Source organism: Streptomyces sp. NPDC090442, assembly GCF_044769405.1.
Taxonomy (GTDB): domain Bacteria; phylum Actinomycetota; class Actinomycetes; order Streptomycetales; family Streptomycetaceae; genus Streptomyces.
Genome location: NZ_JBIVXW010000002.1, coordinates 77436 through 104193 on the forward strand (window position 1 = coordinate 77436; position 26758 = coordinate 104193).

Genomic DNA, 26758 nt, shown 5'->3' on the forward strand with positions numbered 1-26758 from the left:
GAGGGGCGCGAGTCCTGGTACGCGGTGACGTGTACGGGACCAACGCCGCAGGGCCGGAGCCGGCCGCCGCCATGACCAGGGGACGGATGGGACCGCGCAGTGCGGGGCAACGAGCGCCAGGAGCGTCAGTGGGCTGAGGCCGACCACCTCTCGCAGTTCGAAGCCGAGATGGAGCGGCTGAAGACTGAGCGGGACAAGGCCGTCCAGCACGCCGACGACCTCGGCTACCAGGTCGAGGTGTTGCGCGCCAAGCTCCATGAGGCGCGCCGCAACCTCGCCTCGCGGCCTGCCTACGACAACCTCAGCCACCAGGCCGAGCAGTTGCTGCGCAACGCGCAGATCCAGGCCGACCAGTTGCGTTCGGATGCCGAGCGGGAACTGCGGGAGGCGCGGGCGCAGACGCAGCGACTGCTTCAGGAGGCGGCGGAGCGGCAGTCCCGCATGGAGGCCGAGCTGCACGCCGAGGCGGTCGGTCGTCGGCAGCGGTTGGACGAGGAGCTCAACGAGCGCCGGCAGACGGTCGAGTCGCACGTCAACGAGAACGTGGCGTGGGCCGAGCAGTTGCGGGCCCGTACGGAGTCGCAGGCGCGCCGCCTGATGGAGGAGTCCCGGGCGGAGGCCGAGCAGGTGCGGGCGGCCGCGCGGGACGAGGCGCAGCGGGTGGCGGACCGGGCCCGGGAGCGGCTGGGGACGGCCGCCGAGGAGGCGCGGGCGGAAGCGGAATCCATCCTGCGTCGGGCGCGGACCGATGCCGAGCGGTTGTTGAACGCGGCGTCGAATCAGGCGCAGGAGGCGACGGACCAAGCCGAGCAGCTCCGTACGTCGGCGGGCGCGGAGTCGGAGGAGGCGCGCCGGCAGGCGGCGGAGCTGACGCGGACCGCGAAGGAGCGGACGCAGGAGGCGGACGCCGCACTGCGGGAGGCGCGGGCCGAGGCGGAGAAGCTGGTCGAGGAGGCGCAGACGTCGGCCGCCAAGCGGCTGTCGTCGGCGGAGTCGGAGAACGAGCAGCGGACGCGGACGGCGAAGGCGGAGGTCACCCGGCTGGTGGCCGAGGCGACGAAGGAGGCCGAGGCGCTCACGTCGGAGGCCGAGTCGCTGCGGGCGGACGCCCGGGCGGAGGCGGACCGGCTGGTCGCCGAGGCGCACGAGACGGCGCGGTCGAAGGTCGCGGAGGATTCCGCGGCGCAGTTGGCGAAGGCGGCGCGGGCCGCGGAGGAGATGTTGTCGAAGGCGTCGCAGGACGCCAAGGCGACGACGAAGGCGGCCGCCGAGGAGGCGGAGCGGCTGCGCCGGGAGGCGGAGGCGGAGGCGGATCGGCTGCGCGAGCAGGCGCACGACACCGCCGAGCAGCTCAAGGGCGCGGCGAAGAACGACACCAAGGAGTACCGGGCCAAGACCGCCGAGCTCCAGGAGGAGGCGCGGCGGCTGCGCGGTGAGGCGGAGCAGCTTCGGGCGGACGCGGTCGCGGAGGGCGAGCGGATCCGGGGCGAGGCGCGCCGGGAGGCGGTTCAGCAGATCGAGGAGGCGGCGGGGACCGCCGAGGAGCTGCTGGCCGAGGCCAAGTCGGATGCGGAGGAGTCCCGTTCGGGCGCGGTCGCGGAGAGCGAGCGGGTGCGGACGGAGGCGATCGAGCGGGCGTCGGCGCTGCGTCGGCAGGCCGAGGAGGCGCTGGAGCGGGCCCGTGCGGAGGCCGAGCAGCTTCTGTTGGAGGGCACGCAGGCCGCCGAGGAGCTGACCGACGAGGCGGAGAAGAGCGCCGCGAAGCTGCGGGCGGAGGCCGAGGAGGCCGCCGAGGAGCGGCGGGCGGAGGCCCAGGCGGAGCTGGACCGGCTGCAGGGCGAGGCCGAGGAGAAGCTGGCGGCGGCCGAGGAGTCGTTGCGCGAAGCGCGTTCCGGGGCCGAGCAGTTGCGGCGGGAGACCCAGGAGGAGGCGGCCCGGCTCAAGGCGGAGGCCGCGGAGCGGCGGCGTGCGCTGCAGCAGCAGGCCGAGGAGGAGGCCGAGCGGCTGCGGTCGGAGGCGGCCGGGGACGCGTCGACGGCGCGGGCCGAGGCGGAGTCGGCGGCGGCGGCCCTGCGCAGCGAGGCGGCGGCCGAGGCCGAGCGGCTGAAGGCGGAGGCGCAGGAGACCGCGGACCGGGTGCGTGCGGAGGCGGCGGCGGCCGCTGAGCGGACGGGCACCGAGGCCGCGGAGGCGTTGGCCGAGGCGCAGGAGGAGGCGGCGCGGCGGCGGCGCGAGGCCGAGCAACTCCTGGGTGAGGCGCGCGAGGAGGCGCACCAGGAGCGGACGGCGGCGCGGGAGCAGAGCGAGGAGTTGCTGGCATCGGCCCGTACGCGGGTCAGTGAGGCGCAGGCGGAGGCCGAGCAGCTCGTCGAGGAGGCGGACCGGCGGGCCGCGGAGTTGGTGGCGGCGGCCGAGCAGACCGCGCAGCAGGTGCGGGACGCGGTCGCGGGGCTGCACGAGCAGGCCAACGAGGAGATCGCGGGGCTGCGTTCGGCGGCGGAGCATGTCGCGGAGCGGACGAAGTCCGAGGCGCAGGAGGAGGCCGACCGGGTCCGGGCCGATGCGCATGCCGAGCGCGAGCGGGCCGCGGAGGACGCGGCGCGGGTGCGTCAGGAGGCGCAGGAGGCCGCACAGGCCGCCAAGTCGCTTGCGGAGCGGACGGTTTCGGAGGCTTCCGAGGAGGGCGAGCGGCTGCGGTCGGAGGCGGCCGAGGTCCTCGACGGGGCGCGCCGGGACGCCAACACGGCACGCACCGAGGCCGCGGAGCAGGCCGACCAACTGGTGTCCGAGGCGACCGGGCAGGCCGAGCAGCTGGTCGCCGAGGCGACCGCGAAGGCCGGGAAGTCGGTGGCGGACGCCACGGCGCGGGCGCAGCAGTTGCGGACCGACGCGTCGGACGCGTTGGCGTCGGCCGAGCAGGATGCGACGCGGACCCGTGCGGAGGCGCGGGACGATGCGAACCGGATGCGGTCGGAGGCGGCCGAGCAGACCGACCGGCTGGTGACCGAGGCCCGTGCGGAGGCCGAACGGATCGTCAACGAGGCGACCGAGCTGACGTCTTCGGCGCAGGACGACGCGGACCGGGCGGTCCGGGAGGGCCAGGAGGCGGCGGAGCGGCTACGCGCCGAGGGCGAGCAGCGCGCGCAGCGGATGGTCACGGAGGCGTCGGAGGCGGCCGAGCGGCTGCGGGCGGACGCGGCCGAGGTGCTGGAGGGCGCCCGGGCGGACGCGGAGCGGACCGGCGACGAGGCGCGTACGGCGGCGAACAAGACGCGGGCGGACGCGGCGGCGCAGGCCGACGAGTTGGTGGCGGAGGCCGCCGGCGAGGCGGAGCGGCTGCGCACGGAGGCGGCGGAGCGGACCGCGGAGGCCGAGCGGGAGGCGGACCGTACCCGGGCGGATGCGCGGGAGCAGGCCGACCGGATGGTGGCGACGGCCACGGCGGAGGCGGACCGGTTGCGCGCCGAGGCGGCGGAGACGGTCACGTCCGCGCAGGAGCACGCCACACGGACGCGGACGGAGTCGGCGAAGGTCCGCGAGGAGGCCGAGGCGGCCGCGGAGCGGACGCGTGCCACGGCGCAGGACGAGGCGGACCGGGTGCTGGACGAGGCCCGCAAGGACGCCGCGAAGCGTCGTGGCGACGCGGCCGAGCAGGCCGACCAGTTGATCGCCAAGGCGCAGGAGGAGGCGCTGAAGACGGCGACCGCCGCCGAGGAGCAGTCCGACGCGATGGTCGGGGCGGCCCGCAAGGAGGCCGAGCGGATCGTGCGGGAGGGCACCGCGGAGGGCAACTCGCTGGTGGAGAAGGCCCGTACGGACGCCGATACGTTGCTCGGCGAGGCGCGGCGGGATGCGACGGCCATAAGGGAGCGGTCCGAGGAGCTGCGGGTCCGGGTCGAGTCCGAGGTCGAGGAGTTGCACGAGCGGGCCCGTCGGGAGTCCTCGGAGGCGATGAAGAACGCCGGGGAGCGGGTCGACAAGCTGATCGCGCAGGCCACGGAGCAGCAGGTGGCGGCCGAGGCGAAGGCCGACAAGCTGATGTCGGACGCGAACAGCGAGGCGAGCAAGGTCCGGATCGCCGCGGTCAAGAAGGCCGAGGGTCTGATCAAAGAGGCCGAGAACAAGAAGGCCGCGGCGGTGCGGGACGCGGAGAAGATGCGTGCCGAGGCGAAGCAGGAGGCGGCCCGCATCGTGACGGAGGGCAAGCACGAGTTGGAGGTGTTGGCGCGCCGCCGGGAGGACATCAATGCCGAGATCTCCCGTGTCCAGGACGTGTTGGAGGCGTTGGAGTCGTTCGAGGTGCCGACGCAGGGCGGCGGGGACGGCAAGGGCGGTGCGGTGAAGGCCGCCGCCGGCGCCGGGACAACTCGTTCGAGTGGCAAGCAGTCTGAAGGGTAGCCACTCAAATGAGGGGTCATTCTCCACTTCAAACGCGCAATGACTCGATGACACGCCGTTAAGACCCCTAGGATTCTCCTTATCACCTCACCGGTCTCTTTCGACAGGAACCCCATGAGCGACACTTCCTCCCCCTTCGGCTTCGAGCTCGTGCGGCGTGGGTACGACCGCGGTCAGGTGGATGACCGCATTACGAAACTGGTCGCGGACCGCGACAGTGCGCTGGCCCGTATCACCTCGCTGGAGAAGCGCATCGAGGAGCTGCACCTCGAAACGCAGAACGCCCAGGCTCAGGTCACCGACGCAGAACCCTCCTACGCGGGCCTCGGCGCGCGCGTGGAGAAGATCCTCCGCCTCGCGGAGGAGGAGGCCAAGGAGCTGCGCGAGGAGGCCCGCCGGGCCGCCGAGCAGCACCGCGAGCTGGCCGAGTCGGCCGCCCAGCAGGTCCGTAACGACGCGGAGCAGTTCGCCGTCGAGCGCAAGGCGAAGGCCGAGGACGAGGGCGCGCGGATCGTCGAGAAGGCCAAGGGCGAGGCGGCCTCGATGCGGGCCGAGGCGCAGAAGGACGCCCAGTCCAAGCGCGAGGAGGCGGACGCCCTCTTCGAGGAGACCCGGGCCAAGGCCGCGCAGGCGGCGGCGGACTTCGAGACCAACCTCGCCAAGCGGCGGGAGCAGTCCGAGCGTGATCTGGCGTCGCGTCAGGCGAAGGCCGAGAAGCGGCTGGCGGAGATCGAGCACCGGGCGGAGCAGCTGCGCCTGGAGGCGGAGAAGCTGCGGACGGACGCGGAGCGTCGGGCCCGTCAGACGGTGGAGACCGCGCAGCGTCAGGCCGAGGACATCGTGGCGGACGCCAACGCCAAGGCCGACCGGATCCGCAGCGAATCCGAGCGCGAGCTGGCGGCGCTCACCAACCGCCGCGACTCGATCAACGCGCAGCTCACCAACGTCCGCGAGATGCTGGCGACGCTGACGGGCGCGGCGGTGGCCGCAGCCGGCGCGCCGGGCGACGAGGAGTCGGTGTCCCGCGGGGTGCCGGCCCAGCAGAGCCGCTGAGATCCGCCGCCGGAGAGTTTCGCGCAGAGCCGGTCCGCGCCCCCGTACCACCGCCGTGGTGGTACGGGGGCGCGGTCGTGTGCCGGGCCCGAAGTGCGGTCCTCCGGGCGGCGCCGCCCCGGTGGCGGGGCGGTCGGGGCGCGCCTAGCGTGCTGTGCATGATCGAGCTCAAGGGGCTGACCAAGCACTACGGTGACACGGTCGCGGTGGACCATCTGACGTTCACCGTGCGGCCCGGGATCGTCACCGGCTTCCTCGGTCCCAACGGGGCGGGGAAGTCCACCACGATGCGGATGGTGCTCGGCCTGGACGTGCCGACGGCGGGCTCGGTGCGGATCGACGGGAAGCACTACCGGCAGTTGAAGGACCCGTTGACGTATGTCGGGGCGTTGTTGGACGCCAAGGCGATGCACGGGGGGCGGAGCGCGACCAACCACCTGTTGTGCCTGGCGCAGAGCAACGGCATTCCGCGGGCGCGGGTCGACGAGGTGTTGGATCTGGTCGGGTTGACGCCGGTGGCGCGGAAGCGGTCGAAGGGCTTCTCGCTGGGGATGGGGCAACGGCTGGGGATCGCGGGGGCGTTGTTGGGCGATCCGCGGATCCTGATGTTCGACGAGCCGGTCAACGGGTTGGATCCGGAGGGCATCCACTGGATCCGCAATCTGATGAAGAGCCTGGCGTCCCAGGGGCGGACGGTGTTCGTGTCGTCCCATTTGATGAGCGAAATGGCGCTGACCGCGGAGCACTTGGTGGTGATCGGGCAGGGTCGGTTGTTGGCGGACACGTCGATGGCGGAGTTCATCCGGGAGAACTCGCGGTCGTATGTGCGGCTGCGCTGCCCGGAGCGGGAGCGGCTGTTGGACGTGTTGCACCGGGAGGGCATCCGGCCGTCGACGGGGCGGGGCGGGGCGCTGGAGGTCGACGGGGTGCCGGCGGAGCGGTTGGGGGAGTTGGCGGCCGCGCACCGGTTGGTGTTGCACGAGCTCAGCCCGCAACAGGCTTCGCTGGAGGAGGCGTTCATGCAGCTCACGGCGGGTGCGGTCGAGTACCACGCGCACGACGGGCGGACGGCCGGGCAGGGCGGCGGGGCGCCGGCGCGGCCGACGGTGCCTCAGGGCGCGATGTCGGGCGGGGCGGCGCAGGGCGGTTGGGGTTCGGACTGGCAGCAGCGGAAGAGGAGTTGAGGGATGGCTGTCGTGGGGCAGGTGCTGCGGTCGGAGTGGACCAAGATCCGGTCGGTGCGGTCGACGGTGTGGACGCTGGGCACCGCGGTGCTGGTGACCGTCGCGCTGGGCGTGCTGATCTGCACGCTGGCGCGGAGGGACTTCGATTCGATGCCGGCGGAGCGGCGGCTGGCCTTCGACCCGACCAACATCAGCTTCGCGGGGATGGGGTTGGGGCAGTTGGCGATGATCGTCTTCGGGGTGCTGGTGGTGACGAACGAGTACAGCACCGGGATGATCCGCACGTCGTTGGCGGCGGTGCCGCGGCGCGGGGTGTTCCTGTTCTGCAAGGTGCTGGTGGCGACGGTGCTGGTGTTCGGGGTCGGGTTGGTGACCAGCTTCGCGGCGTTCTTCGCGGGGCAGGCGGCGCTCGGCGCCCATCGGGCGCACCTCGGCGATCCGGGGGTGCTGCGGGCGGTGATCGGCGGCGGGCTGTACATGGCGATGATCGCGCTGTTCTCGATGGCGGTGGCGACGATGTTGCGGAGCCCGATGTTGTCGCTGGGGACGCTGATGCCGTTCTTCTTCCTGATCTCCAACATCCTGGGGAACGTGTCGGCGACCCGGAAGGTCGGCCGGTACCTCCCGGACCAGGCCGGCTCGAAGGTCATGCAGGTGGTCGCGCCGGTCAACGACCAGACGCCGTACGGGCCGTGGGGCGGGTTCGCGATCATGGCGGCGTGGACGGTGGCGGCGCTGATCGCCGCTTACGTGCTGCTGGCGCGTCGGGACGCCTGACCGTGGGGGCCGGTACCGACCGGTGGTGTGGCTTTGGCGGGAACCGTCAACGTGCCGATAGCCTCGTACTCCTCACGGGGGCACGAGGGCGCCTCTGCCCCGACCATCTCGCGAGGGGCGGAGAATGATCGAGGCAGTCGGCCTGACAAAGCGCTACGGGCCCAAGACGGCCGTGCAGAACCTGACGTTCCAGGTGCGTCCGGGCACCGTGACCGGCTTTCTGGGGCCCAACGGCTCGGGCAAGTCGACGACGATGCGGATGATCCTGGGCCTCGACGCCCCGACGTCCGGTCACGCCACGATCGGTGGCCGACCGTTCCGCCGGACCCCCAACGCGGCGCGCCAGGTGGGCGCGTTGCTGGACGCGAAGGCGGTGCACGGGGGGCGCAGTGCGCGGGCGCATCTGCTGTCGTTGGCGCAGTTGTCGGGGATCCCGGCACAGCGGGTCGACGAGGTGCTGGGGGTGGTCGGCCTGCAGGACGTCGCGCACCGGCGGTCGAAGGGGTTCTCGCTGGGCATGGGGCAGCGGCTGGGGATCGCGGCGGCGCTGCTCGGCGATCCGCAGGTGCTGCTCTTCGACGAGCCGGTCAACGGCCTGGACCCGGAGGGCATCCTGTGGGTGCGCAACCTCATGAAGCGGTTGGCGGCCGAGGGCCGCACGGTGTTCGTCTCCTCGCACCTGATGAGTGAGATGGCGCTGACCGCGGAGCATCTGATCGTGATCGGCCGGGGGCAGTTGCTGGCGGACATGCCCGTTACGGACTTCATCTCGACGCACTCCGCGGACTTCGCGCGGGTACGGACGCCGGGCGACGCGCCGGAACAGCGCGAGAAGCTGGTCGCGGCGGTCGCCGAGGCGGGCGGCACGGCGGTGCCGGAGCCGGACGGTGCGCTGCGGGTGACCGGGCTGCCGCTGCCGCGGATCAGCGATCTGGCGCACGCGGCCGAGGTGCGGCTGTGGGAACTCTCCCCGCACCAGGCGTCGTTGGAGGAGGCGTACATGCGGATGACGCAGGGCGTCGTCGACTACCGCTCCGCCGCCGATCAGCGGGCCGGCTTCCCGCCGCCGGGCCCGCCCCAGGAGCACGCGCCGGGGCAGCCGCTGTTCGGCAGGCCCGCGCCGCCGAATCCGTACGCGCAGCCGGACCCGTACGCGGGGCCCGCGGGCGCGCCGTTGCCGCCGCCGCAGGGTCACCCGTACGGGGCGCCCGGTCCGTACGGCGCACCCCACCCGTACGGGCAACAGCCGCCCGTGCCCACCCCCGCCGACCAGTCCATGCCGCACCCCCAGGACGCCCGATGACCAGCCCTCAGCAGCCGCAACCGCGGCCCCAGCCCGGTGCGCAGCCGATGCCGCCGTCCGCCGCGCCCACCGCCGGGCCGATGCCGCCCGCCGTGCCCCCGGCCGCGCCGGAGTCGGCGGTGCCGCCCGCGCACGCCGTCCAGCCGCAGCCGCCGCAACAGCCGGCGCCCGCCCAGGAGGCGGGGACGATGATGTTGCAGGCCCAGCCCGCCCCCGCGCAGGAGCCGGGGACGATGATGCTCCAGGCGCAGCCGCTCCCCCACGCGCAGCCGCCGGCCGGCACTCACCCCGAGCCGCGGCCGCTGTCGGCACACGGGCCGGGCAAGGACGTCGGCACCATGCTGCTCACCGCCGCCGCACCGCCGCAGGCCCCGCAGCCGCAACCGGCACAGCCGCCCCAGCCGTCGCACCTCACCCCCAACCACCAGGCCCCGCACGGCGGTTACATCTCCCCCATCCCCGTCCGCCCGACGCACCTGGGCCATGCGCTGGCCGCCGAGTGGACCAAGATCCGCTCGGTGCGGTCGACGATGTGGACGCTGGGCGTGCTGGTCGTGCTGATCCTCGGCATCGGCCTGCTCACCGCCACCGCCCTGTCGGGCCACGACGTCAACCCCCGCATCGCCTTCGGCTTCTTCGGCGTGATGCTGGGGACGCTGTGCATCATCCCGCTCGGCGTCCTGGTGATCTCCGCCGAGTACGGGACGGGGATGATCCGGACCACCATGACCGCCTGCCCGAGCCGGGCCCGGGTGTTGGCCGCCAAGGCGATCGTCTTCTTCCTGCTGGCCTTCGTGATCACGACGCTGGCCGCCACGCTGGTGGCGCTCGCCATGTCCGGCATGGTCGGCGGCCGGGAGCCGACGGTCGACGAATGGCTGCGGGCCACGGTCGGCACCGGCCTGTACGTCTCCCTGCTCGGCCTGCTGGCGCTGGCGATCGGCTCCCTGCTGCGGCACTCCGCCGGCGCCATCAGCGCCATGTTCGGAGTGGTCCTGCTGCCGATGCTGCTCGCGGTCTTCATGCTCGGCGCGTCGAGCCTGCAGTGGCTCACCAAGGGCCTGATCAACTACTCGGTCCCCAACTCCCTGGCGACCCTGTACGGCATCCCGTTCCTCTCGGACGGCTCCGGTCCGGAGGGGTGGACCCCGCTGTGGATCCTGGCCGCGGTCGCCGGCTGCGCCCTGGGCGCCGCCTTCCTCGTCCAGGAACGGCGCGACGTGTAGGGCGCGCTGCCGCGTGGCGCCTTCAGTAGCGAGGCGCGTTCCGGGACCGCTGGAGCCGTGCGCTCCGGCGGTCCCGTGCGTTCCAGCAGGCCCGGTGCCAGTGCCGGCGGTCGTCGACGTCGCCGTGCTGGGGCCAGGTGACGACGTGCGGGACGCCGGGCGGGATCTCCTGGTCGCAGCCGGGGCAGCGGTAGTGCTTGACCGCGCCGGTGCCGCCGACCTGGCGGACCACCCACTCCTCCCCGCGCCACTCCTCGGCGGCTTCCAGGCCGTAACGGCCGGCCCCCGTGCGCTCCGTGCGGTCGGCGGGTTTCGCACCGCGTTGGCGGTTTCGGCGCGGAGACACAGCACTCCTCGACAGGTCGCAGGGGTCGGGGGCCCTCCGGTCGAAGGAGGTGGAGAGCTCGGGGGGAGGGCTGTCACCAGCGTACGCGGCACGGTCAGGGGCAAAAGTCCGCCGTCACGTTTCTGCGATGATCTGGAAATTTCGCGTCAGGCCGTGCCCTGGGCAGGTGTCGCACGTTGTTGCCGGGTGAGGAGGGGTCGCGTCGGCTGCAAGGAGGCAGAGAGCGATGCGTGTTGGGGCCTTCATCCTGGCCGCCCAGTTCCCCGGCCAGGGGCAGGGGGAAGCACTGCACCGCGCGGTGCGGTCCGCGGAGCTCGCGGAGCAGGCCGGGCTCGACGAAGTCTGGCTCGCCGAACACCACTTCGTCCCGTACGGGGTGTGTCCGCAGGCGACGACGCTGGCCGCGCTGTTGCTGGGGCGGACGCGGCGGATCGGGGTGGGGACGGCGGTGAGCGTGCTGCCGACCCAGCATCCGGTGGCGCTCGGCGAGCAGGCGGCGCTGCTGCACCTGACGTCCGAGGGCCGGTTCACGCTCGGCGTCGGACGGGGCGGTCCCTGGGTGGACCTGGAGGTCTTCGGCGCCGGTCTGGACGCGTACGACCGCGGCTTCCCCGAGTCGTTGGACCTGCTGCTGCGGTGGCTGCGCGAGCCGCGGGTGGGTGCGTGCGGCGAGCGCTACGCCTTCCGGGAGGTGGCGGTGGTGCCGCGGTCGTCCGAGGCGCTCACCGACCCGGACGATCCGGACGGGTTGACGGCCGGGCCGCCGGTGGTGGTGGCGTGCACCTCGCCGTCGTCGGTGCGGCTGGCCGCGGCCCGGGGGTTGCCGATGCTCCTCGGGATGCACTGCGGCGACGAGGAGAAGGCCGACATGGTCGCCTTGTGGCGGGCGGCGGCACTTCAGGCCGGGCGGGACCCGGTCGAGGTGGCCACGGCCGAGCACGTCTCGGCGGGCGTGGTGCAGATCGCCGACGACCGGGCGGCCGCGGTGGAGTCGTTGACCAAGGCGATGCCGGGCTGGCTGCGGCAGGGCCTGGGCGCGCATGTGACGGTCGACGGCCGGTACCGGGCGATGCGCGATCCGCTGGCGTACACGGAGTTGCTGTGCGAGCTGCATCCGGTCGGCCCGCCGCAGTGGTGCGTGGACCGGCTGGCGCAGACCGCGGAGCGCACCGGGATCCGGCGGTTCGCGCTGCTGGTGGAGGGCTCCGGGGACCTCGCCGCCACCGAGGAGAACGTCCGGCGACTGGGCACCGAGGTGTTGCCCCGGCTGGCGTGACCCCGCCGGAGGTGGGCGGCGGGGTCACGGAAGCACACCTGGGGCACGGCTTTCGGTGCTGGTGCTGAACGCCGGTGCGCGGCGCCGGAGGGAGCTCCGGAGGATCGGCTCGGCGGCAGCAACTCCGTTCAGCAGTCGCGGAGTTCGGGCGACTGGTTCAGCAACTGGCCCCGCACGGAGGTGAATCGGGCCAGCCGCGGGCCAGCGGCCGGGTCGAGCGAGAACACCGCGACCCGGTGGCAGTTCTGGAAGGCGAGGCGCACACCGAAGTGACGCTCCAGCGAGCCGCGGATGGCGTCGCTTGCCAGCGCGCGCAGGAGCTGGCCGCGCGCCTGCTCGTCCGGCGGCGGCGTCTGGTTGTCGGCGAACTCGCCGCCGTCCGCCTCCAGCCGGTCCACCAGTGAGCTGATCATCCCCCACGCATAGGGCAGGGACGTCCGGACGCAGTCGACAAACGCGGCTTCGTCGACCTCGCCTCGCTCGGCCTGTTCGAGGAGGGCCGGTGAGACGTCGAGCGACATGAGGTTCTCCTCTCGCGGCCCCGCCGGGACGGACGGGACCTCATGGATGGGACAAGGGGAAATCACGACAGAGCGTGTTCGCACCGCGACCCCCCGCGTCAACGGTATGCCGCGCAAGGGGTCCGCACCAGGAGATTGCACATACAACCGGCCATGCGCGGGCGCCGGGGGTGCGGCGGTTTCCGCCGTAAAGGGCCTCCGGTCCGGGGCCGAATCGCGTCGGCGGCCCCGCTTCGAGTAGCGTGGCGCACCATGCGTCTCGTCATCGCCCGCTGCTCCGTGGACTACGCGGGGCGGCTCACCGCTCATCTGCCCTCCGCCCCCCGCCTGATCCTGGTGAAGGCGGACGGCTCCGTCTCCATCCACGCGGACGACCGGGCCTACAAACCCCTGAATTGGATGTCCCCGCCCTGCTCCCTCAAGGAGGGCGACGGCAACGTGTGGACGGTGGAGAACAAGGGCGGCGAGAAGCTCATCATCACCCTTGAGGAGATCATGCACGACTCCTCGCACGAGCTCGGTGTGGACCCCGGGCTCATCAAGGACGGTGTGGAGGCTCACCTCCAGGAGTTGCTCGCCGACCGGATCGAGACACTGGGCGAGGGCTACTCGCTTATTCGGCGTGAATACCCCACTGCCATTGGCCCGGTGGATATCTTGTGCCGGGACGCCGACGGGCAGACCGTCGCCGTCGAGATCAAGCGGCGCGGTGAGATCGACGGCGTCGAGCAGCTCACCCGCTATCTCGAACTCCTCAACCGCGACCCGCACCTGGCCCCGGTGAAGGGCGTCTTCGCAGCTCAGGAAATCAAGCCGCAGGCCCGGGTGTTGGCCACCGACCGCGGCATCGGCTGTGTGGTGCTGGACTACGACGCGCTGCGCGGCATCGAGGACGACAAGCTGCGACTGTTCTGACCGCCCGCACCGGCCCGTACGACGACGGCCCGGTACGCGATCCGTCCGCCCGGTGGGCGGGGGTGCGTACCGGGCCGTCGTCGCGTGGTGACGCGCACCGGATGGGCCGGGTGGTGCGGGTGGGGCGACTGGGTCAGCCAGTCGGGGTGCCCTGCCCGGTGGCCTCCTGGCTGGAAGCCGCCTGGCCGGATGACGACGGTGCGGTTCCGGAGCCGCTCCCGGAGCTGGTGGACGGCGCCACCACGGAGCTGCCACCGGAGGGGCTGCCGCCCGTGGAACTCCCCGTAGAACCGCCCGTGGAACCGCCCGTGGAGCCACCGGACGTCGACGGGGTCGGGTCGGTCGGGGTGTCGGTGGGCTTCCCCGTCGGGGTGGGGTCGGTCGGGGTGTCGGTCGGCTTCCCCGTCGGGGTGTGGGTGGGGGTGTGCGTGGGGTGCGTCGGGCGGCCGGTCGGGGGCGTGGTGCCTCCGGTCGGGGAGCCACTGCCCGAGGTCGGTCCGCCGGTGGGGGTGCCGGGGCCGGTGGGGGCGCCGGTGGTGCCGGGGGCGGACGGCGAGGTGGTGGGCCGGTGGCTCGGGGTGCCGGGGGTGCCGGGGTGGGTGGTGCCGCGGCCGGTGGGCGGCAGGCCGGTGCCGGTCTCCCGGGCCGGCTGCCCGGTGTCGTCGCTCGGGGTCGAGGACTCCTCGGTGGTGACCTTCTTGTCGTCCTGCGGACCGGTGTTGTCGGAGGCCACGCCGAGGGTGACGACGGTGCCGAGCACGGCGGCCAGCAGCACGCCGCCGCCGGCGGCGAGGAGGTTGCGGCGGCCGGTGCGGCGCAGGGCGTGCCGGACGCCGCCGGTGGACGAACGGCCGCCGGCCGCGGCGGACTTGGCGGTCACACCGGTCGCCGCGGTCGGGACCGCCACCGGGGTCCGCACCGTCTTGGCGGCCTTGGCGGCGGGCAGGGTGGCGGTGGTCTCGCCGGGCGCGGCGGCCGCGGCGGCGGGACCCTCCGGCCGAACGAGCGCGTGCAGCTTGGCCGTTGACACCGCGTCGGGCGACGCCCCGGCGGCCGTCTCGTGGCCCGCGGGCGCGTCCGCCCCCTCGGGGGTCGGCGTCGCGGCGACGGGGGCGATCAGGGTCGTCGGGGCGTCCGCGGAGGCGGCCCGGGCGCGGTCGATGACCAGCGCGAGGGCGCGCCGCCCGGCGACCGCGCCGTCCCGGTCGGAGAGCACCCCGCGCAGCCCGATGGACGCCTCCAGTTCGGCGCGCGCCCGGTCCACGTTGCCGCTGCACAGCGCCAGCACGCCCAGGTCGTGGTGGAAGTACGCCTCCTCGGCGACCTCGCCGGCGAGCCGGGCGGCCTCCTGGCCGTGCCGCAGGCTGCGTTCCCAGGCGCTCCAGTGCAACGCGGCGGCGAACGCGGGCGCGGCGGTGCGGGCCAGCAGCACCGCGGCGGCCGGGTGGCCGCTCTCCCGGCTGCCGGTCAGCACGCCCATGGCGGCCAGCACCGCGTCGGACTCCGCGGCGGCCCGCTCGGGGGTGACCGAGGGGTGGCCGGCCCACCAGGCGTAGTGCTGGGCGGCGGCGTGCGCCCGGGCGGGGGCGTCCTCGGCGTAGCCGGCGGCGGTCAACTGGTCCTGGACGGTGGCCGCGAGGCGGTAGTGGCCGCCGGCCGGGCTGATCAGGCCGCAGCCGAGCAGCTCGCCGAGGGCGGCGTCGGCCTGGGTGTCCTGGGTGAGGGCCGGCAGGTGCGCCTGGTGCGGCAGCTCACCACCGAGGGCGACCGCGAAGCGGAGCGTCTCCTGGGCGGCGGCGCCGAGCCGGGTGGCGAGCAGCGGCGCGGGCGCGGCGGCCTCGCCGAGGTCCGGCAGCGGGACCGCGGGGCGCTGCTCCGGGTCCGCGGCGCCGTCCTCGGGGAAGAGGCCGTAGCCGTCGTCGAGGGCGCCGGGCGCGGTCCGGGCCTTGTCGCGCTGCCGCAACAGGGCGGCGCCCTGGACGAACCGCAGCGGCAGCCCCTCGGACTCGAACCACAGGTCGGCGGCCCAGGACTTCTCCTCCCGGGTGAGCGGGCGGTCCACGGCGCGCTCCAGCAGCCGGACCCCGGCGGCCTGGCTGATCCCGCCGACGAAGACCTCCTCGACGTGGGCGTCGGCGCTGGGCGCCGGCACGTCGGGGGTGGCGGCGAGGAGGAAGGCGCACTCGGGGGTGGCGTCGAGCAGTTCGTCGAGCGCGGCGCCGCCCAACTCCAGGTCGTCCAGGACGACCACGGCGCCGATCTCGCCGAGCAGGCGCAGCAGTTCGGGCCGTTCCGGCCGGTACTGCGGGGCCCGGTAGACGGCGGCGAACAGCGCGTACAGCACGTCGGCGACGCTGCGGTGGTAGCCGGAGAGCCGGACCACGCCGTCCGGGGCGAGGTCGGCGACGCCGCCCGCGACGGCGTCCAGCAGCCGGGTGCGGCCGGAGCCGGCGGGGCCGGTGACGCGGACCGAGCGACCGCGGGTGAGCAGCCGGATCAGCCGGGCGACGTCCTCGGCCCGCTCTTCGAGGGGGATCGCGTGGCCGGCGAAGGAGAGCGGTCCGGCGGGCGCCGGGGGCAGCGCGGCGCGGGCCGTCTCGGCGCGGTCCCGGGCGTCCCGCTTCTCCGGCGCGGCGGGCCGCTCACCGGGCGGGCAGGGCTGTATCTCGCAGCCGTCGACGGGGTTGACGGTGACCAGGTAGGGGCCGGTCACCAGGCGGACGACGCGGGCCAGGCCGTCGGATGCGGCGGCCCGGCCGGCGGACTCGGGGGCCGGCGGCCCGGCCGGGCCGCCCTGCTCCTCGTACTCGTCGGGCCCCGGGTGGGTGTTCGGGTCCATGTTGCAAGCTCCCAGGATGTGCGTGCCGTCGGTGCTTCCGGCCGTCCGCACTCCCCCGGCTCCGGCGATTGTCCTCAGCCGTCGCGTCTGGTCCGGTGCCCCGCCGCGGATGATGACACACGGCAGGCAACCGAACCATAGACCGTTCCCCGGCCCGGGGCACACCCGGGGTACCGCCTTGCCGGAAACCACCGCACATCGTGAGAGATGTGCGCTTCTTCGGATTTGCCCGAATATGAACGTCGGCCCGCGCGGGCGCGCCCGCCGACCCGTGACGACCGCACCCGCCTCCCCGGTCTCACACCCGGGGAAGCGACTCCGCCTCGATCCCGCCCTCGATCACGAGGATGCGGTGGAGCCGGGTGGCGACCAGGAGCCGCTGCATCTGCGGCGGCACCCCGCGCAGGACGAGCCGGCGGTTGTTGCGGCCGGCCCGCCGGTGCGCACCCATGATCACTCCGAGGCCGGTGGCGTCCCACGAGTCCAACTCGGTGAGATCCAGCACCAGATCACCCCGGCCGGCGTCCACGGCGGCGTGCAGGGCCGTACGGGCGTCCGCCGCGCTGCGGACGTCGAGGCGGCCCCCGACGACCAGCTCGGCGTGGTCGCCCCTGATGTGCATATGCGCTCCCCGATGTCATGGGTTGTGGTGCATTGTCGTCTACCGAACTGACTGCCTCTCCCACGGCGAAGTTGCCGTCTGTGAGCGAACCGATACCGAAATCACCCCGCGGGGTGACCCCGTGGGAGTACGTCCCTGACGCGGCATCAGTGTGCGTAGAACCCCTGCCCGCTCTTGCGGCCGATGTCACCGGCGTCGACCATGCGGCGCATGAGCTCCGGCGGGGCGAACTTCTCGTCCTGCGACTCGGTGTAGATGTTCTCGGTGGCGTGCAGCAGGATGTCGACGCCGGTCAGGTCGGCGGTGGCCAGCGGGCCCATCGCGTGCCCGAAGCCCAACTTGCAGGCGGTGTCGATGTCCTCGGCGGTGGCCACCCCGGACTCGTAGAGCCTGGCGGCCTCGACGACCAGCGCCGAGATCAGCCGGGTGGTGACGAAGCCGGCCACATCGCGGTTGACCACGACGCAGGTCTTGCCGACCGACTCGGCGAACTCCCGTGCGGTGGCGAGGGTTTCGTCGCTGGTCTTGTAGCCGCGCACCAGCTCGCAGAGCTGCATCAGCGGCACCGGCGAGAAGAAGTGCGTGCCGACCACCCGCTCGGGCCGCGAGGTGGCCGCGGCGATCTTGGTGATCGGGATCGCCGAGGTGTTGGAGGCCAACACCGCCTCGTCCTTGGCCAACTTGTCCAGCGTCTGGAAGATCTCCCGCTTGACCTCGATCTTCTCGAAGACCGCCTCCACCACGAGGTCCGCGTCGGCGACCGCGTCCAGGTCGGTGGTGGTGGTGATCCGGGCCAGCGCCTGCTCGGCGTCGGACGCCGTCAACTTCCCCTTGGCGACGAACTTCTCGTACGAGGCGGCGATGCCGCCCTTGCCGCGCGCCAGCGCCTCGTCGGTGACGTCGCGCAGGACGACGTCCCAACCCGCCTGGGCCGAGACCTGCGCGATACCGGAACCCATCAGTCCGGCGCCGATGACGGCCAGCTTCTTTGCCACTGCTGTCCCCTCACACCCTGTGCATTTGACGGTCGTGAGCGACGTTAGCGGTCGACGGCGATCGATTGGCCGCTAAGAGATACGCGTCACGTCTCGAATGACGGACATCACACTCAGGGGGCTCGCCGGCCCCCACCGGAACCGTCAGTCGGCCACCCGCACCCCGGAGTTGAGGACCCGTCCGGTCGCCCTCGCCACCCTCTCGTCGGCGGCCCGAGCGCGTCGTGGGAGACCTTCGCGGGCCCGCGCCGGACCCGGCCGGTCGGCACCGCACCGACCGGCGCACCGGCGGCCCGGCCCACGGCCGACGCCGACGGCCCCGCACGCCCGCGCCCTCCCCCGGCCCGCGGCGTAGTCTCACTCGTATGGTGAATCTGACCCGCATCTACACCCGTACCGGAGACAAGGGCACCACCGCGCTCGGCGACATGAGCCGGACCGCCAAGACCGACGCCCGGATCGCGGCGTACGCGGACGCCAACGAGGCCAATGCGGCGATCGGGGTGGCGCTGGCGCTCGGCGCGCTGCCCGAGGAGGTCGCCGCGGTGCTGCTGCGGGTGCAGAACGACCTCTTCGACGTCGGCGCCGACCTGGCGACCCCGGTGGTGGCGGACCCGGAGTACCCGCCACTGCGCGTCGAGCAGTCCTACGTCGACAAGTTGGAGGCGGACTGCGACCGCTTCCTGGCGGAGCTGGAGAAGCTGCGCAGCTTCATCCTCCCCGGCGGCACCCCCGGCGCCGCCCTGCTCCACCAGGCGTGCACCGTCGTCCGGCGCGCCGAGCGCACCACCTGGGCGGCGCTGGAGGAGCACGGCGAGACCATGAACCCGCTCACCGCCACCTACCTCAACCGCCTCTCCGACCTGCTGTTCATCCTCGCCCGCACGGCCAACAAGGAGACCGGGGACGTGCTGTGGGTGCCGGGCGGCGAGCGCTGAAGCGCCCTAGCTCAGCGACTTCTCCCGGGGCCGGTCCGCCGCTTCCGCCGGCGCGGACCGGCCGTTGGGGTCCTTCTTCTGCCAGATGAGGTAGGTCAGCGCGATCACCGCGTGGATCATCACGATGCGCAGGCCCGTCGCCTGCCACTCCCGGAGCGACGACGCGTCCCCGTCCTGACCGACGTACCAGATGGCGCCCTGCAGCAGCGCGGCCGCCACCCCGGCCATCACCACCGTGCGCACCCACAGCTTCATCTCGTGGACGAAGCGCTGCATGCCGTAGCGCTTGACGGGGCGCGGGCCGCCGGCGAAGCGGTGGGCGAAGTGCCCGTCGACCCACTTGATCGTGTAGTGGCCGTAGGCGACGGTGTAGCCGATGTAGAGGGCGGCCAGGCCGTGTTTCCAGTCCGCGGTGGCCCCGTTCTTCAGGTCGATCGCGGTGACGATCAGCAACACCAGCTCCAGCAGCGGCTCCATCAGCAGCACCGCCGCCCCGGTCTTCGGCATCCGCGCCAGATAGCGCAGCGCCAGGCCGGCGGCGAGCAGCACCCAGAAGCCGACCTCGCAGGCGATGATCAGGGTGACGACCACGGCATCTCTCCTCTCCGGCCGCTCCGCGTCCCGGGCGGCCGTGGCGCTCCGGCCCAGCGGGGCGGTCCCTCAAAGGCTCGCAGCCGAGGACGCCCGGTACGTCGTCGTCGGCGACGATCCCGAGCTGCATCTTTCGATGTACGCGACCGACGGGCGGGAGGAGGCGGCGCGGTGCGCGGGCCCGGCCGCCGCCCGCCCGCGGCGTAGCCGGACGCGGGCGAGGTGGCGGCGCCCGGGCCCGACGCCGTGTTTGATGGAGGGGTGATCGCCCACCATCCCGCCGCGCCGGGCCGGCCGCACCGCCTCGACGTCCTCATCGCGGCCGGCGGGCTGTCCACCGGGGTGCTGCTGTGGGTCCTCGACCTGCACGGCAGTCCCCCGCTGTTCGGCCTGCCCTCGTGGGCCACCCTGGTCGCGCTCGCCGTCATGGCGGCGGCCGAACTCCTGCGCCGCACCGCCCCGATGACCGCGCTGGCCCTCGCGGTGCCGGCGCTGGCGCTGGACGTCTGCGTCGGCACGCTGATCGCCACCGTCCTGATGTTCACGGACGTGTTGTACGCCGCGGTGCTCTACGGGCCGCCGGCCGCCGCCCGGCGGATCCCGGTCCACTCGGTGCTGGTGACGGTGCTGGCCACGGCCGCGACCGCGGCGGCCTGGCCCGACCCGCAGGTGGTGCTGGTCGGCATCGGCATCGCGCTGATCACCGTGGCCCCCGCCTGGACCGGCGTGATCATCCGCGGCCATCGGGACGCCGCGCAGAACGCCCGGCTGCGGGCCGAACAGACCGCGCTGCTGGCCGAGATGGACCGCACCCAGGCGGTGGTCGGCGAACGCGCCCGGATGGCACGGGAGTTGCACGACCTGGTCGCCAACCACCTGTCCGCGATCGCCATCCACGCGACCGCCGCGCAGACCATCGACGACGCGTCGGCGACCCGCGCGGCGCTCGCCGTGATCCGCGAGAACAGCGTCCAGGGCCTGGCCGAAATGCGCCGCCTCATCGGGCTGTTGCGGGACCCGGCGGCCACCACCGGCGAGGAGCCGGCCGCCACCCCCACCCTCGACGGCCTGGAGGCCCTGGTCGAACAGGCCCGCGCCAACGGCGTCGCCAGCGACCTGAGGTTCGCCCTGGACGACGACCGGCGACCGGCCGACCAGGGCGGGGAACGGCCCCCGGCACCGCTGGAGTTGGCCGCGTACCGGATCGTCCAGGAGTCGCTGACCAACGCGCTCAAGCACGCCGCGCCCGGCACGGTCCGGGTGCGGGTCGCCGACGGCCCCGGCGGGGCGCTCACCGTCACCGTGCGCAGCCCGTACGGTGAGCGTTCGGGCCCCCGCGCGCCCGGCTCCGGGGCCGGGCTGGTCGGTATGCGGGAGCGGATCGCCCTGCTGGGCGGGGAGTTCGAAGCCGGCCCGGAAGGCGGGCCGGACGGAAGAGTCTGGCTGGTCCGGGCAGCGTTGCCCGCCGCCGGAGAGGAAGAGCAACGATGACAGGCGCCGCCACCCAGCCGATCCGGATCCTCGTCGCCGAGGACCAGTCCGCCGTACGGGCCGGACTGGTCCTCATCCTGCGCTCCGCGCCCGACATCGAGGTGGTCGGGGAGGCGGTGGACGGCGAGGAGGCGATCCGCCTGGCCCGCGCGTTACGACCCGACCTGGTGCTGATGGACATTCAGATGCCGCGGCTGGACGGCGTCTCGGCCACCGGACGGATCACCGCGGAGGGGCTGGCCGACGTCCTGGTGCTGACCACCTTCGACCTGGACGAGTACGTCTTCGGCGCGCTGCGGGCGGGGGCCGCGGGCTTCCTGCTCAAGGACAGCGACGCGGCGGCGCTGCTGACCGCGGTGCGCACGGTGGCGGCCGGCGAGGGGCTGATCGCCCCGGCGGTGACCCGGCGGCTGATCGCGGAGTTCGCCCGCCCGCGCGCGGCGGGCCGACCGCCGCGGGACCGCCAGGCCCCCGACCCGGCGGCGCTGGACGCGCTGACCCCACGGGAGCGGGAGGTGCTGGGCTGCCTGGGTCAGGGACTGTCGAACGCCGATATCGCGCTGCGGCTGGCGATGGCGGAGGCCACCGTCAAGACCCATGTCAGCCGCCTCCTGGCCAAACTGGACCTCCGCAGCCGCGTCCAAGCGGCCGTCCTGGCCCAGGAGTTGGGGGTGGATGCGCCGTAGCCGAGGCGCGCACGCAGAGGTGCGCGAGCCGAGGCACGGTGGGCGGGTGGTTGGCCGTAGGGGACGCCCGAACGGATCCCGTAGGGGGCGCCAGGCCCCCCTGCGGGGCCACAACGACGTCGGGACGGGAACTATTCCGGCCGTCAGCCGACAGCCGCTCAGGCAGCGACGCTCAGCCGACAGCCAGCAGCCAGCAGCCACCAGACAGCGGCGCTGAGGCGACAACCAACAGACGGCAACCGCCACCAGACAGCGGCGCTCAGGCAACAGCCGGCAGACGGCAGCCTTCAGGCAGCCGCCATCAAGCGACAGCTCTCAGGTGACCAACAGCCCTCAGTCGACAGCCCTCGCCCGCCGGCCCCTCAGGCCACGTTCACCCGCTGCCCCGGAGGGGCCGCCTCCAGCCAGGCCAGGAAGCCGGTGAGGGCGTCCTCGCTCATGGCGAGTTCCACGCGGATGCCGTCGTGGGCGCAGGCCAGCACGATGGAGTCGGAGAGCAGGGCGAGTTCCTCCTCGCCCTGGGGGGTGCGGCGCTCCAGTACCTCGATGGCGGAGCGCTCCAGCACGCGGCGGGGGCGCGGTGCGTACGAGAAGACCCGGAACCACTCGACCCGGTCGCCGTTGTACCGCGCCACACCGTAGATCCAGCCCTTGCCACCGGGCTCGACCTCCGGCGCGTTCCAGCGCAGGCTGCAGTCGAAGGTGCCGCCGGAGCGCTGGATGAGCCGCCGTCGCAGTCCGAAGACGAACAGCCCCAGCAGCACGAGCAACACGACCGCGCCGCTCACGAGCAGAGCGAGGACCATCTCGACCGACCTCCTCGCCGTGTATTCGGGAAACGCACCTGCATTGCCTCAGCCGCGGACCGCTCCGGAAGTCCGGGCAGCCCGCGGCTGAGGATCGATCTCGACGGTGACGGAGCTCTAGTGAACGCCCGTCACCGCACGCAGCCGGACATCGGCGCGGCGCTCGGCGGCCGCGTCGGCCTCCGACTTCGCCCGCTCCAGGGCCCGCTCCGCGCGCTGGACATCGATCTCGTCCGACAGCTCGGCGATCTCCGCCAGCAGAGACAGCTTGTTGTCGGCGAACGAGATGAAGCCGCCGTGCACCGCGGCGACGACGGTGCCGTCCCCGCTCTCACCGGTCGTGCGAATCGTCACCGGGCCCGACTGCAGCACGCCGAGCAGCGGCTGGTGTCCGGGCATGACGCCGATGTCGCCCGACGAGGTGCGCGCGACGACCAGGCTGGCCTCGCCGGACCAGACCTGCCGGTCCGCGGCGACCAACTCGACGTGCAGCTCAGCCACGATGGCTCCTCGGGTCTCCACCTGCCTGGTGTGGCAGATGTTGGGTCAAATACTAGTGGTCGTACGGACCGGGGACGGCCAGGCCGCCCCCGGTCCGGGAGCACGGGTCAGGAGACGCCAAGCTCCTTGGCGTTCTTCTTCAGGTCCTCAAGGCCACCGCACATGAAGAAGGCCTGCTCCGGGAAGTGGTCGAACTCGCCGTCGGCGATCGCGTTGAAGGCCGCGATCGTCTCGTCCAGCGGCACGTCCGAGCCGTCGACGCCGGTGAACTGCTTCGCCACGTGGGTGTTCTGCGACAGGAAGCGCTCGATGCGACGAGCGCGGTAGACCGTGAGCCGGTCTTCCTCGCTGAGCTCGTCCATACCCAGGATGGAGATGATGTCCTGGAGGTCCTTGTACTTCTGCAGGATCGACTTCACGCGCGAGGCGCAGTTGTAGTGGTCCTGCGAGATGTAGCGCGGGTCCAGGATCCGGGACGTCGAGTCCAGCGGGTCGACCGCCGGGTAGATGCCCTTCTCCGAGATCGGACGGGAGAGCACCGTCGTCGCGTCGAGGTGGGCGAAGGTGGTCGCCGGCGCCGGGTCGGTCAGGTCGTCCGCGGGGACGTAGATCGCCTGCATCGAGGTGATCGAGTGACCACGGGTCGAGGTGATGCGCTCCTGGAGGAGACCCATCTCGTCGGCCAGGTTCGGCTGGTAACCCACCGCGGAGGGCATCCGGCCGAGCAGGGTCGAGACCTCGGAACCGGCCTGGGTGAAGCGGAAGATGTTGTCGATGAAGAACAACACGTCCTGCTTCTGGACGTCACGGAAGTACTCGGCCATGGTCAGGCCGGCCAACGCGACGCGCAGACGGGTGCCCGGCGGCTCGTCCATCTGACCGAAGACCAGCGCGGTCTTGTCGATGACGCCGGAGTCGGTCATCTCCTCGATGAGGTCGTTGCCCTCACGGGTGCGCTCGCCGACACCGGCGAACACGGAGACACCGTCGTGGTTGTTGGCGACGCGGTAGATCATCTCCTGGATGAGCACCGTCTTGCCGACGCCGGCGCCGCCGAACAGACCGATCTTGCCGCCCTTGACGTACGGGGTCAGCAGGTCGATGACCTTGATGCCGGTCTCGAACATCTCGGTCTTCGACTCAAGCTGGTCGAAGGACGGGGCCTTGCGGTGGATCGCCCAGCGCTCGGTGACGTCGGCGGTCGCCTCGGGCTTGTTGAGGATCTCGCCGAGGGTGTTGAACACCTTGCCCTTGGTGATGTCACCGACGGGCACGGTGATGCCGTCACCGGTGTTGGTCACCGGGGCCTGGCGGACCAGGCCGTCGGTGGGCTGCATGGAGATCGCCCGGACCAGGCCCTCGCCGAGGTGCTGCGCGACCTCCAGCGTCAGGGTCTTGGTCTTGCCCTTCTCGGCCGGGTCGATGACCTCGACCGTCAGGGCGTTGTAGATGTCCGGCATCGCGTCGACGGGGAACTCCACGTCGACGACCGGGCCGATGACCCGCGCGACGCGGCCCGTCGCCGTGGCCGTCTCAACAGTGGTGGTCATAGTTGTCAGTCACTCCCCGCGGTCGCGTCGGCCAGTGCGGCACTGCCACCGACGATCTCGCTGATTTCCTGGGTGATTTCGGCCTGGCGGGCCGCGTTGGCAAGCCGCGAGAGCGACTTGATGAGCTCTTCGGCGTTGTCGGTCGCCGACTTCATCGCGCGCCGGGTGGCGGCGTGCTTGGAGGCGGCGGCCTGCAGCAGCGCGTTGTAGATGCGCGACTCCACGTACCGCGGCAGCAGGGCGTCGAGGACGTCCTCCGGCGACGGCTCGAAGTCGTAGAGCGGGAGGATCTCGCCCTTGGACTTCTCGTCGGACGCGTCCGCCGCACCGTCCAGGGACAGCGGCAGCAGACGGTCGTCCAGCGCGTTCTGCGTCATCATCGAGATGAACTCGGTGAAGACGATGTGGAGTTCGTCCACTCCGCCGTCCGCGGTGTCCTGCTGGACGGCGGCGATCAGCGGAGCGGCGATCATCTTGGCGTCGGCGTACGTCGGGTTGTCCGTGAAGCCGACCCACGACTCCATGACCTTCCGCTCGCGGAAGCCGTAGTAGGACACGCCCTTGCGGCCGACGATGTAGGCGTCGACCTCCTTGCCCTCGGCCTTGAGCCGCTCGGTGAGCTGCTCCGCGGCCTTGATGACGTTGGAGGAGTAGGCGCCGGCCAGACCGCGGTCGCTCGTGATGAGCAGCAGCGCGGCCCGGATCGGCTTCTCCGCCTCGGTCGTCAGCGGGTGCTGGGTGTTCGAACCCGTGGCAACCGCGGTCACCGCGCGGGTCAGTTCACTGGAGTACGGCGTCGATGCCGCCACCTGACGCTGCGCCTTGACGACGCGCGAGGCGGCGATCATCTCCATCGCCCGAGTGATCTTCTTGGTCGCGGTGACGGAGCGGATGCGACGCTTGTAGACCCGGAGCGTGGCTCCCATGGATCAGGTCCCTTCCGTCGTCACTTGCCGGTGGCGGGAGTGTCCTCGCCGAGCAGCTTGCCGTCCGAGGTCTCGAACTGCCGCTTGAAGGCGTCGACCGCGTCCGAGATGGCACCGATGGTGTCGTCGGACATCTTGCCGCCCTCGCGGATGCTGGTCAGCAGGTCCTTCTTCTCCCGGTGGAGGTGGGCGAGGAGCTCGCGCTCGAAGCGGCGGATGTCCCCGACCGGGACCTCGTCCATCTTGCCGTTGGTGCCGGCCCAGACGGAGATGACCTGGTCCTCGGTGGACATCGGCGCGTACTGGTCCTGCTTGAGCAGCTCGGTCATGCGCTGACCGCGCCCCAGCTGGGCCTTGGAGGCCGCGTCCAGGTCGGAACCGAAGGCGGCGAACGCCTCCAGCTCGCGGTACTGGGCGAGGTCGACGCGGAGCCGACCGGAGACCTGCTTCATCGCCTTGTGCTGGGCCGAACCGCCGACGCGGGAGACCGAGATACCGACGTTGAGCGCCGGCCGCTGGTTGGCGTTGAACAGGTCCGACTCCAGGAAGCACTGGCCGTCGGTGATGGAGATGACGTTGGTCGGGATGAACGCCGAGACGTCGTTGGCCTTGGTCTCGACGATCGGCAGACCGGTCATCGAACCGGCGCCCATGTCGTCGGAGAGCTTGGCGCAGCGCTCCAGCAGACGCGAGTGCAGGTAGAAGACGTCACCCGGGTACGCCTCACGGCCCGGCGGGCGGCGCAGCAGCAGGGACACGGCGCGGTAGGCGTCGGCCTGCTTCGAGAGGTCGTCGAAGATGATCAGGACGTGCTTGCCCTGGTACATCCAGTGCTGACCGATGGCCGAACCGGTGTACGGGGCCAGGTACTTGAAGCCCGCCGGGTCGGACGCCGGGGCGGCGACGATGGTGGTGTATTCGAGGGCACCGGCCTCTTCCAGCGCGCCGCGGACGGACGCGATGGTGGAGCCCTTCTGGCCGACGGCGACGTAGATGCAGCGGACCTGCTTCTTCGGGTCGCCGGAACGCCAGTTGTCGCGCTGGTTGATGATGGTGTCGACGGCCAGGGCGGTCTTGCCGGTCTGGCGGTCGCCGATGATCAGCTGACGCTGGCCACGGCCGATCGGCACCATCGAGTCGACGGCCTTGTAGCCGGTCTCCATCGGCTCGTGGACCGACTTGCGGACCATGACGCCGGGGGCCTGCAGCTCCAGGGCACGGCGGCCCTCGGTCTCGATCTCGCCGAGACCGTCGATCGGGTTGCCCAGCGGGTCGACGACGCGGCCGAGGTAGCCCTCGCCCACGGCGACCGAGAGCACCTCACCGGTGCGCTGCACCGGCTGGCCCTGCTCGATGCCGCTGAACTCACCGAGGATGACCGCACCGATCTCGCGCTCTTCCAGGTTCAGCGCCAGACCGAGCGTGCCGTCCTCGAACTTCAGCAGTTCGTTCGCCATCGTCGAGGGCAGACCCTCGACGTGTGCGATGCCGTCGCCGGCATCGCTGACCGTCCCGACCTCTTCGCGCGAGGCCGCGTCCGGCTTGTACGCCTGGACGAAGTTCTCCAGTGCGTCCCGGATCTCCTCCGGCCGGATCGTGAGCTCCGCCATCTGGGTTCCCTGCTCTCCTTGTTGGGCCCGAAGTTACGTGCGGGTGTCCTGGGGGCGTCTCCCCCGGACCGTTTCCGCTTACGGCCCAACTCGGGGCCGCCGTCATGCTTGTGCTGTTTTCCGGGGCGTCGTCCGGACCGCGGCCGGACCTGTCGGTCCGGCGGGCCCGGTCTCTCGCCGCCGGGTGCGCAGCTCTTGAGTTGG

The 26758-nt window shown here is 72.6% G+C and carries 22 protein-coding genes; 11 read left to right on the forward strand and 11 right to left on the reverse strand.

The window, feature by feature from the left end; translation table 11 throughout:
• The first annotated feature begins 99 nt into the window (after positions 1-99).
• The 6 genes from scy (at position 100) to ACIQU6_RS02180 (ending at position 9941) form a co-directional block, all read left to right on the forward strand.
• Positions 100-4398 (forward strand): polarized growth protein Scy, encoded by a 4299-nt coding sequence (gene scy / locus ACIQU6_RS02155; RefSeq protein WP_403479720.1) that lies wholly within the window; start codon positions 100-102, stop codon positions 4396-4398.
• Between the two features lie 114 nt (positions 4399-4512).
• Positions 4513-5451, forward strand: a complete 939-nt coding sequence (locus tag ACIQU6_RS02160) for a cellulose-binding protein (RefSeq protein ID WP_403479721.1) — start codon at positions 4513-4515, stop codon at positions 5449-5451.
• A gap of 158 nt (positions 5452-5609) precedes the next feature.
• Positions 5610-6635 carry an ABC transporter ATP-binding protein gene (locus ACIQU6_RS02165; RefSeq protein WP_403479722.1) on the forward strand — a complete coding sequence of 342 codons (1026 nt, stop codon included), beginning with the start codon at positions 5610-5612 and terminating at the stop codon, positions 6633-6635.
• A gap of 3 nt (positions 6636-6638) precedes the next feature.
• Positions 6639-7412, forward strand: coding sequence for an ABC transporter permease (locus ACIQU6_RS02170; protein ID WP_403479723.1), 774 nt, complete (start codon positions 6639-6641; stop codon positions 7410-7412).
• Positions 7413-7536: 124 nt separating this feature from the next.
• Entirely contained in the window at positions 7537-8715 is a 1179-nt protein-coding gene (locus ACIQU6_RS02175; protein WP_403479724.1) for an ATP-binding cassette domain-containing protein, read from the forward strand.
• On the forward strand, positions 8712-9941 hold the full coding sequence (locus tag ACIQU6_RS02180) for an ABC transporter permease subunit (protein ID WP_403479725.1): 1230 nt from the start codon (positions 8712-8714) through the stop codon (positions 9939-9941). The genes ACIQU6_RS02175 and ACIQU6_RS02180 overlap by 4 nt, the downstream gene beginning before the upstream one ends.
• Positions 9942-9963: 22 nt before the next feature.
• Here the strand turns inward: ACIQU6_RS02180 and ACIQU6_RS02185 are convergent, their stop codons facing one another.
• Positions 9964-10287 carry an ATP/GTP-binding protein gene (locus ACIQU6_RS02185; RefSeq protein ID WP_403479726.1) on the reverse strand — a complete coding sequence of 108 codons (324 nt, stop codon included), beginning with the start codon at positions 10285-10287 and terminating at the stop codon, positions 9964-9966.
• A 226-nt stretch (positions 10288-10513) separates the two neighbouring features.
• Here ACIQU6_RS02185 and ACIQU6_RS02190 point away from each other — a divergent pair, with 226 nt between their 5' ends.
• Positions 10514-11563, forward strand: coding sequence for an LLM class flavin-dependent oxidoreductase (locus ACIQU6_RS02190; RefSeq protein WP_403479727.1), 1050 nt, complete (start codon positions 10514-10516; stop codon positions 11561-11563).
• 128 nt (positions 11564-11691) lie between these two features.
• Here ACIQU6_RS02190 and ACIQU6_RS02195 read toward each other — a convergent pair whose 3' ends face one another.
• The gene (locus tag ACIQU6_RS02195) at positions 11692-12084 is read right to left on the reverse strand and encodes an SCO5389 family protein (RefSeq protein WP_403479728.1); all 393 of its coding nucleotides are present in this window, start codon (positions 12082-12084) and stop codon (positions 11692-11694) included.
• 252 nt (positions 12085-12336) lie between these two features.
• On the opposite strand from ACIQU6_RS02195, the gene nucS reads away from it, so the two are divergent.
• Positions 12337-12999, forward strand: a complete 663-nt coding sequence (nucS, locus tag ACIQU6_RS02200; protein ID WP_100599763.1) for an endonuclease NucS — start codon at positions 12337-12339, stop codon at positions 12997-12999.
• Between the two features lie 133 nt (positions 13000-13132).
• Here the strand turns inward: nucS and ACIQU6_RS02205 are convergent, their stop codons facing one another.
• From ACIQU6_RS02205 to ACIQU6_RS02215, 3 genes are all read right to left on the reverse strand, one after another.
• Positions 13133-15838 carry an ATP-binding protein gene (locus ACIQU6_RS02205; RefSeq protein ID WP_403479729.1) on the reverse strand — a complete coding sequence of 902 codons (2706 nt, stop codon included), beginning with the start codon at positions 15836-15838 and terminating at the stop codon, positions 13133-13135.
• 298 nt (positions 15839-16136) lie between these two features.
• Complete coding sequence (locus ACIQU6_RS02210; RefSeq protein ID WP_403479730.1) at positions 16137-16460, reverse strand: STAS domain-containing protein; 324 nt, start codon at positions 16458-16460, stop codon at positions 16137-16139.
• A gap of 146 nt (positions 16461-16606) precedes the next feature.
• The gene (locus ACIQU6_RS02215) at positions 16607-17455 is read right to left on the reverse strand and encodes a 3-hydroxyacyl-CoA dehydrogenase family protein (protein WP_403479731.1); all 849 of its coding nucleotides are present in this window, start codon (positions 17453-17455) and stop codon (positions 16607-16609) included.
• 365 nt (positions 17456-17820) lie between these two features.
• Here ACIQU6_RS02215 and ACIQU6_RS02220 point away from each other — a divergent pair, with 365 nt between their 5' ends.
• A complete protein-coding gene (locus ACIQU6_RS02220; protein WP_403479732.1) occupies positions 17821-18393 on the forward strand; it encodes a cob(I)yrinic acid a,c-diamide adenosyltransferase in 573 nt (190 codons plus the stop codon).
• A 6-nt stretch (positions 18394-18399) separates the two neighbouring features.
• Here ACIQU6_RS02220 and ACIQU6_RS02225 read toward each other — a convergent pair whose 3' ends face one another.
• The gene (locus ACIQU6_RS02225; protein WP_403479733.1) at positions 18400-18984 is read right to left on the reverse strand and encodes a hypothetical protein; all 585 of its coding nucleotides are present in this window, start codon (positions 18982-18984) and stop codon (positions 18400-18402) included.
• A 261-nt stretch (positions 18985-19245) separates the two neighbouring features.
• On the opposite strand from ACIQU6_RS02225, the gene ACIQU6_RS02230 reads away from it, so the two are divergent.
• Entirely contained in the window at positions 19246-20475 is a 1230-nt protein-coding gene (locus tag ACIQU6_RS02230) for a sensor histidine kinase (protein ID WP_403479734.1), read from the forward strand.
• Entirely contained in the window at positions 20472-21161 is a 690-nt protein-coding gene (locus tag ACIQU6_RS02235; RefSeq protein WP_403479735.1) for a response regulator, read from the forward strand. Before ACIQU6_RS02230 ends, ACIQU6_RS02235 begins: the two co-directional genes overlap by 4 nt.
• Positions 21162-21523: 362 nt before the next feature.
• Here ACIQU6_RS02235 and ACIQU6_RS02240 read toward each other — a convergent pair whose 3' ends face one another.
• The 5 genes from ACIQU6_RS02240 to atpA all read right to left on the reverse strand — a co-directional run bounded on the left by ACIQU6_RS02240 (position 21524) and on the right by atpA (position 26554).
• Positions 21524-21967 (reverse strand): DUF2550 domain-containing protein, encoded by a 444-nt coding sequence (locus ACIQU6_RS02240; protein ID WP_383409287.1) that lies wholly within the window; start codon positions 21965-21967, stop codon positions 21524-21526.
• Positions 21968-22084: 117 nt separating this feature from the next.
• A complete protein-coding gene (locus ACIQU6_RS02245; RefSeq protein ID WP_136742616.1) occupies positions 22085-22468 on the reverse strand; it encodes a F0F1 ATP synthase subunit epsilon in 384 nt (127 codons plus the stop codon).
• Between the two features lie 107 nt (positions 22469-22575).
• A complete protein-coding gene (gene atpD, locus ACIQU6_RS02250) occupies positions 22576-24018 on the reverse strand; it encodes a F0F1 ATP synthase subunit beta (protein ID WP_403479736.1) in 1443 nt (480 codons plus the stop codon).
• A 5-nt stretch (positions 24019-24023) separates the two neighbouring features.
• Complete coding sequence (locus ACIQU6_RS02255) at positions 24024-24944, reverse strand: F0F1 ATP synthase subunit gamma (protein WP_403479737.1); 921 nt, start codon at positions 24942-24944, stop codon at positions 24024-24026.
• A gap of 20 nt (positions 24945-24964) precedes the next feature.
• Positions 24965-26554: a F0F1 ATP synthase subunit alpha gene (atpA, locus tag ACIQU6_RS02260; RefSeq protein ID WP_403479738.1), complete on the reverse strand. Its 1590-nt coding sequence runs from the start codon at positions 26552-26554 to the stop codon at positions 24965-24967.
• Between the last annotated feature and the right edge of the window lie 204 nt (positions 26555-26758).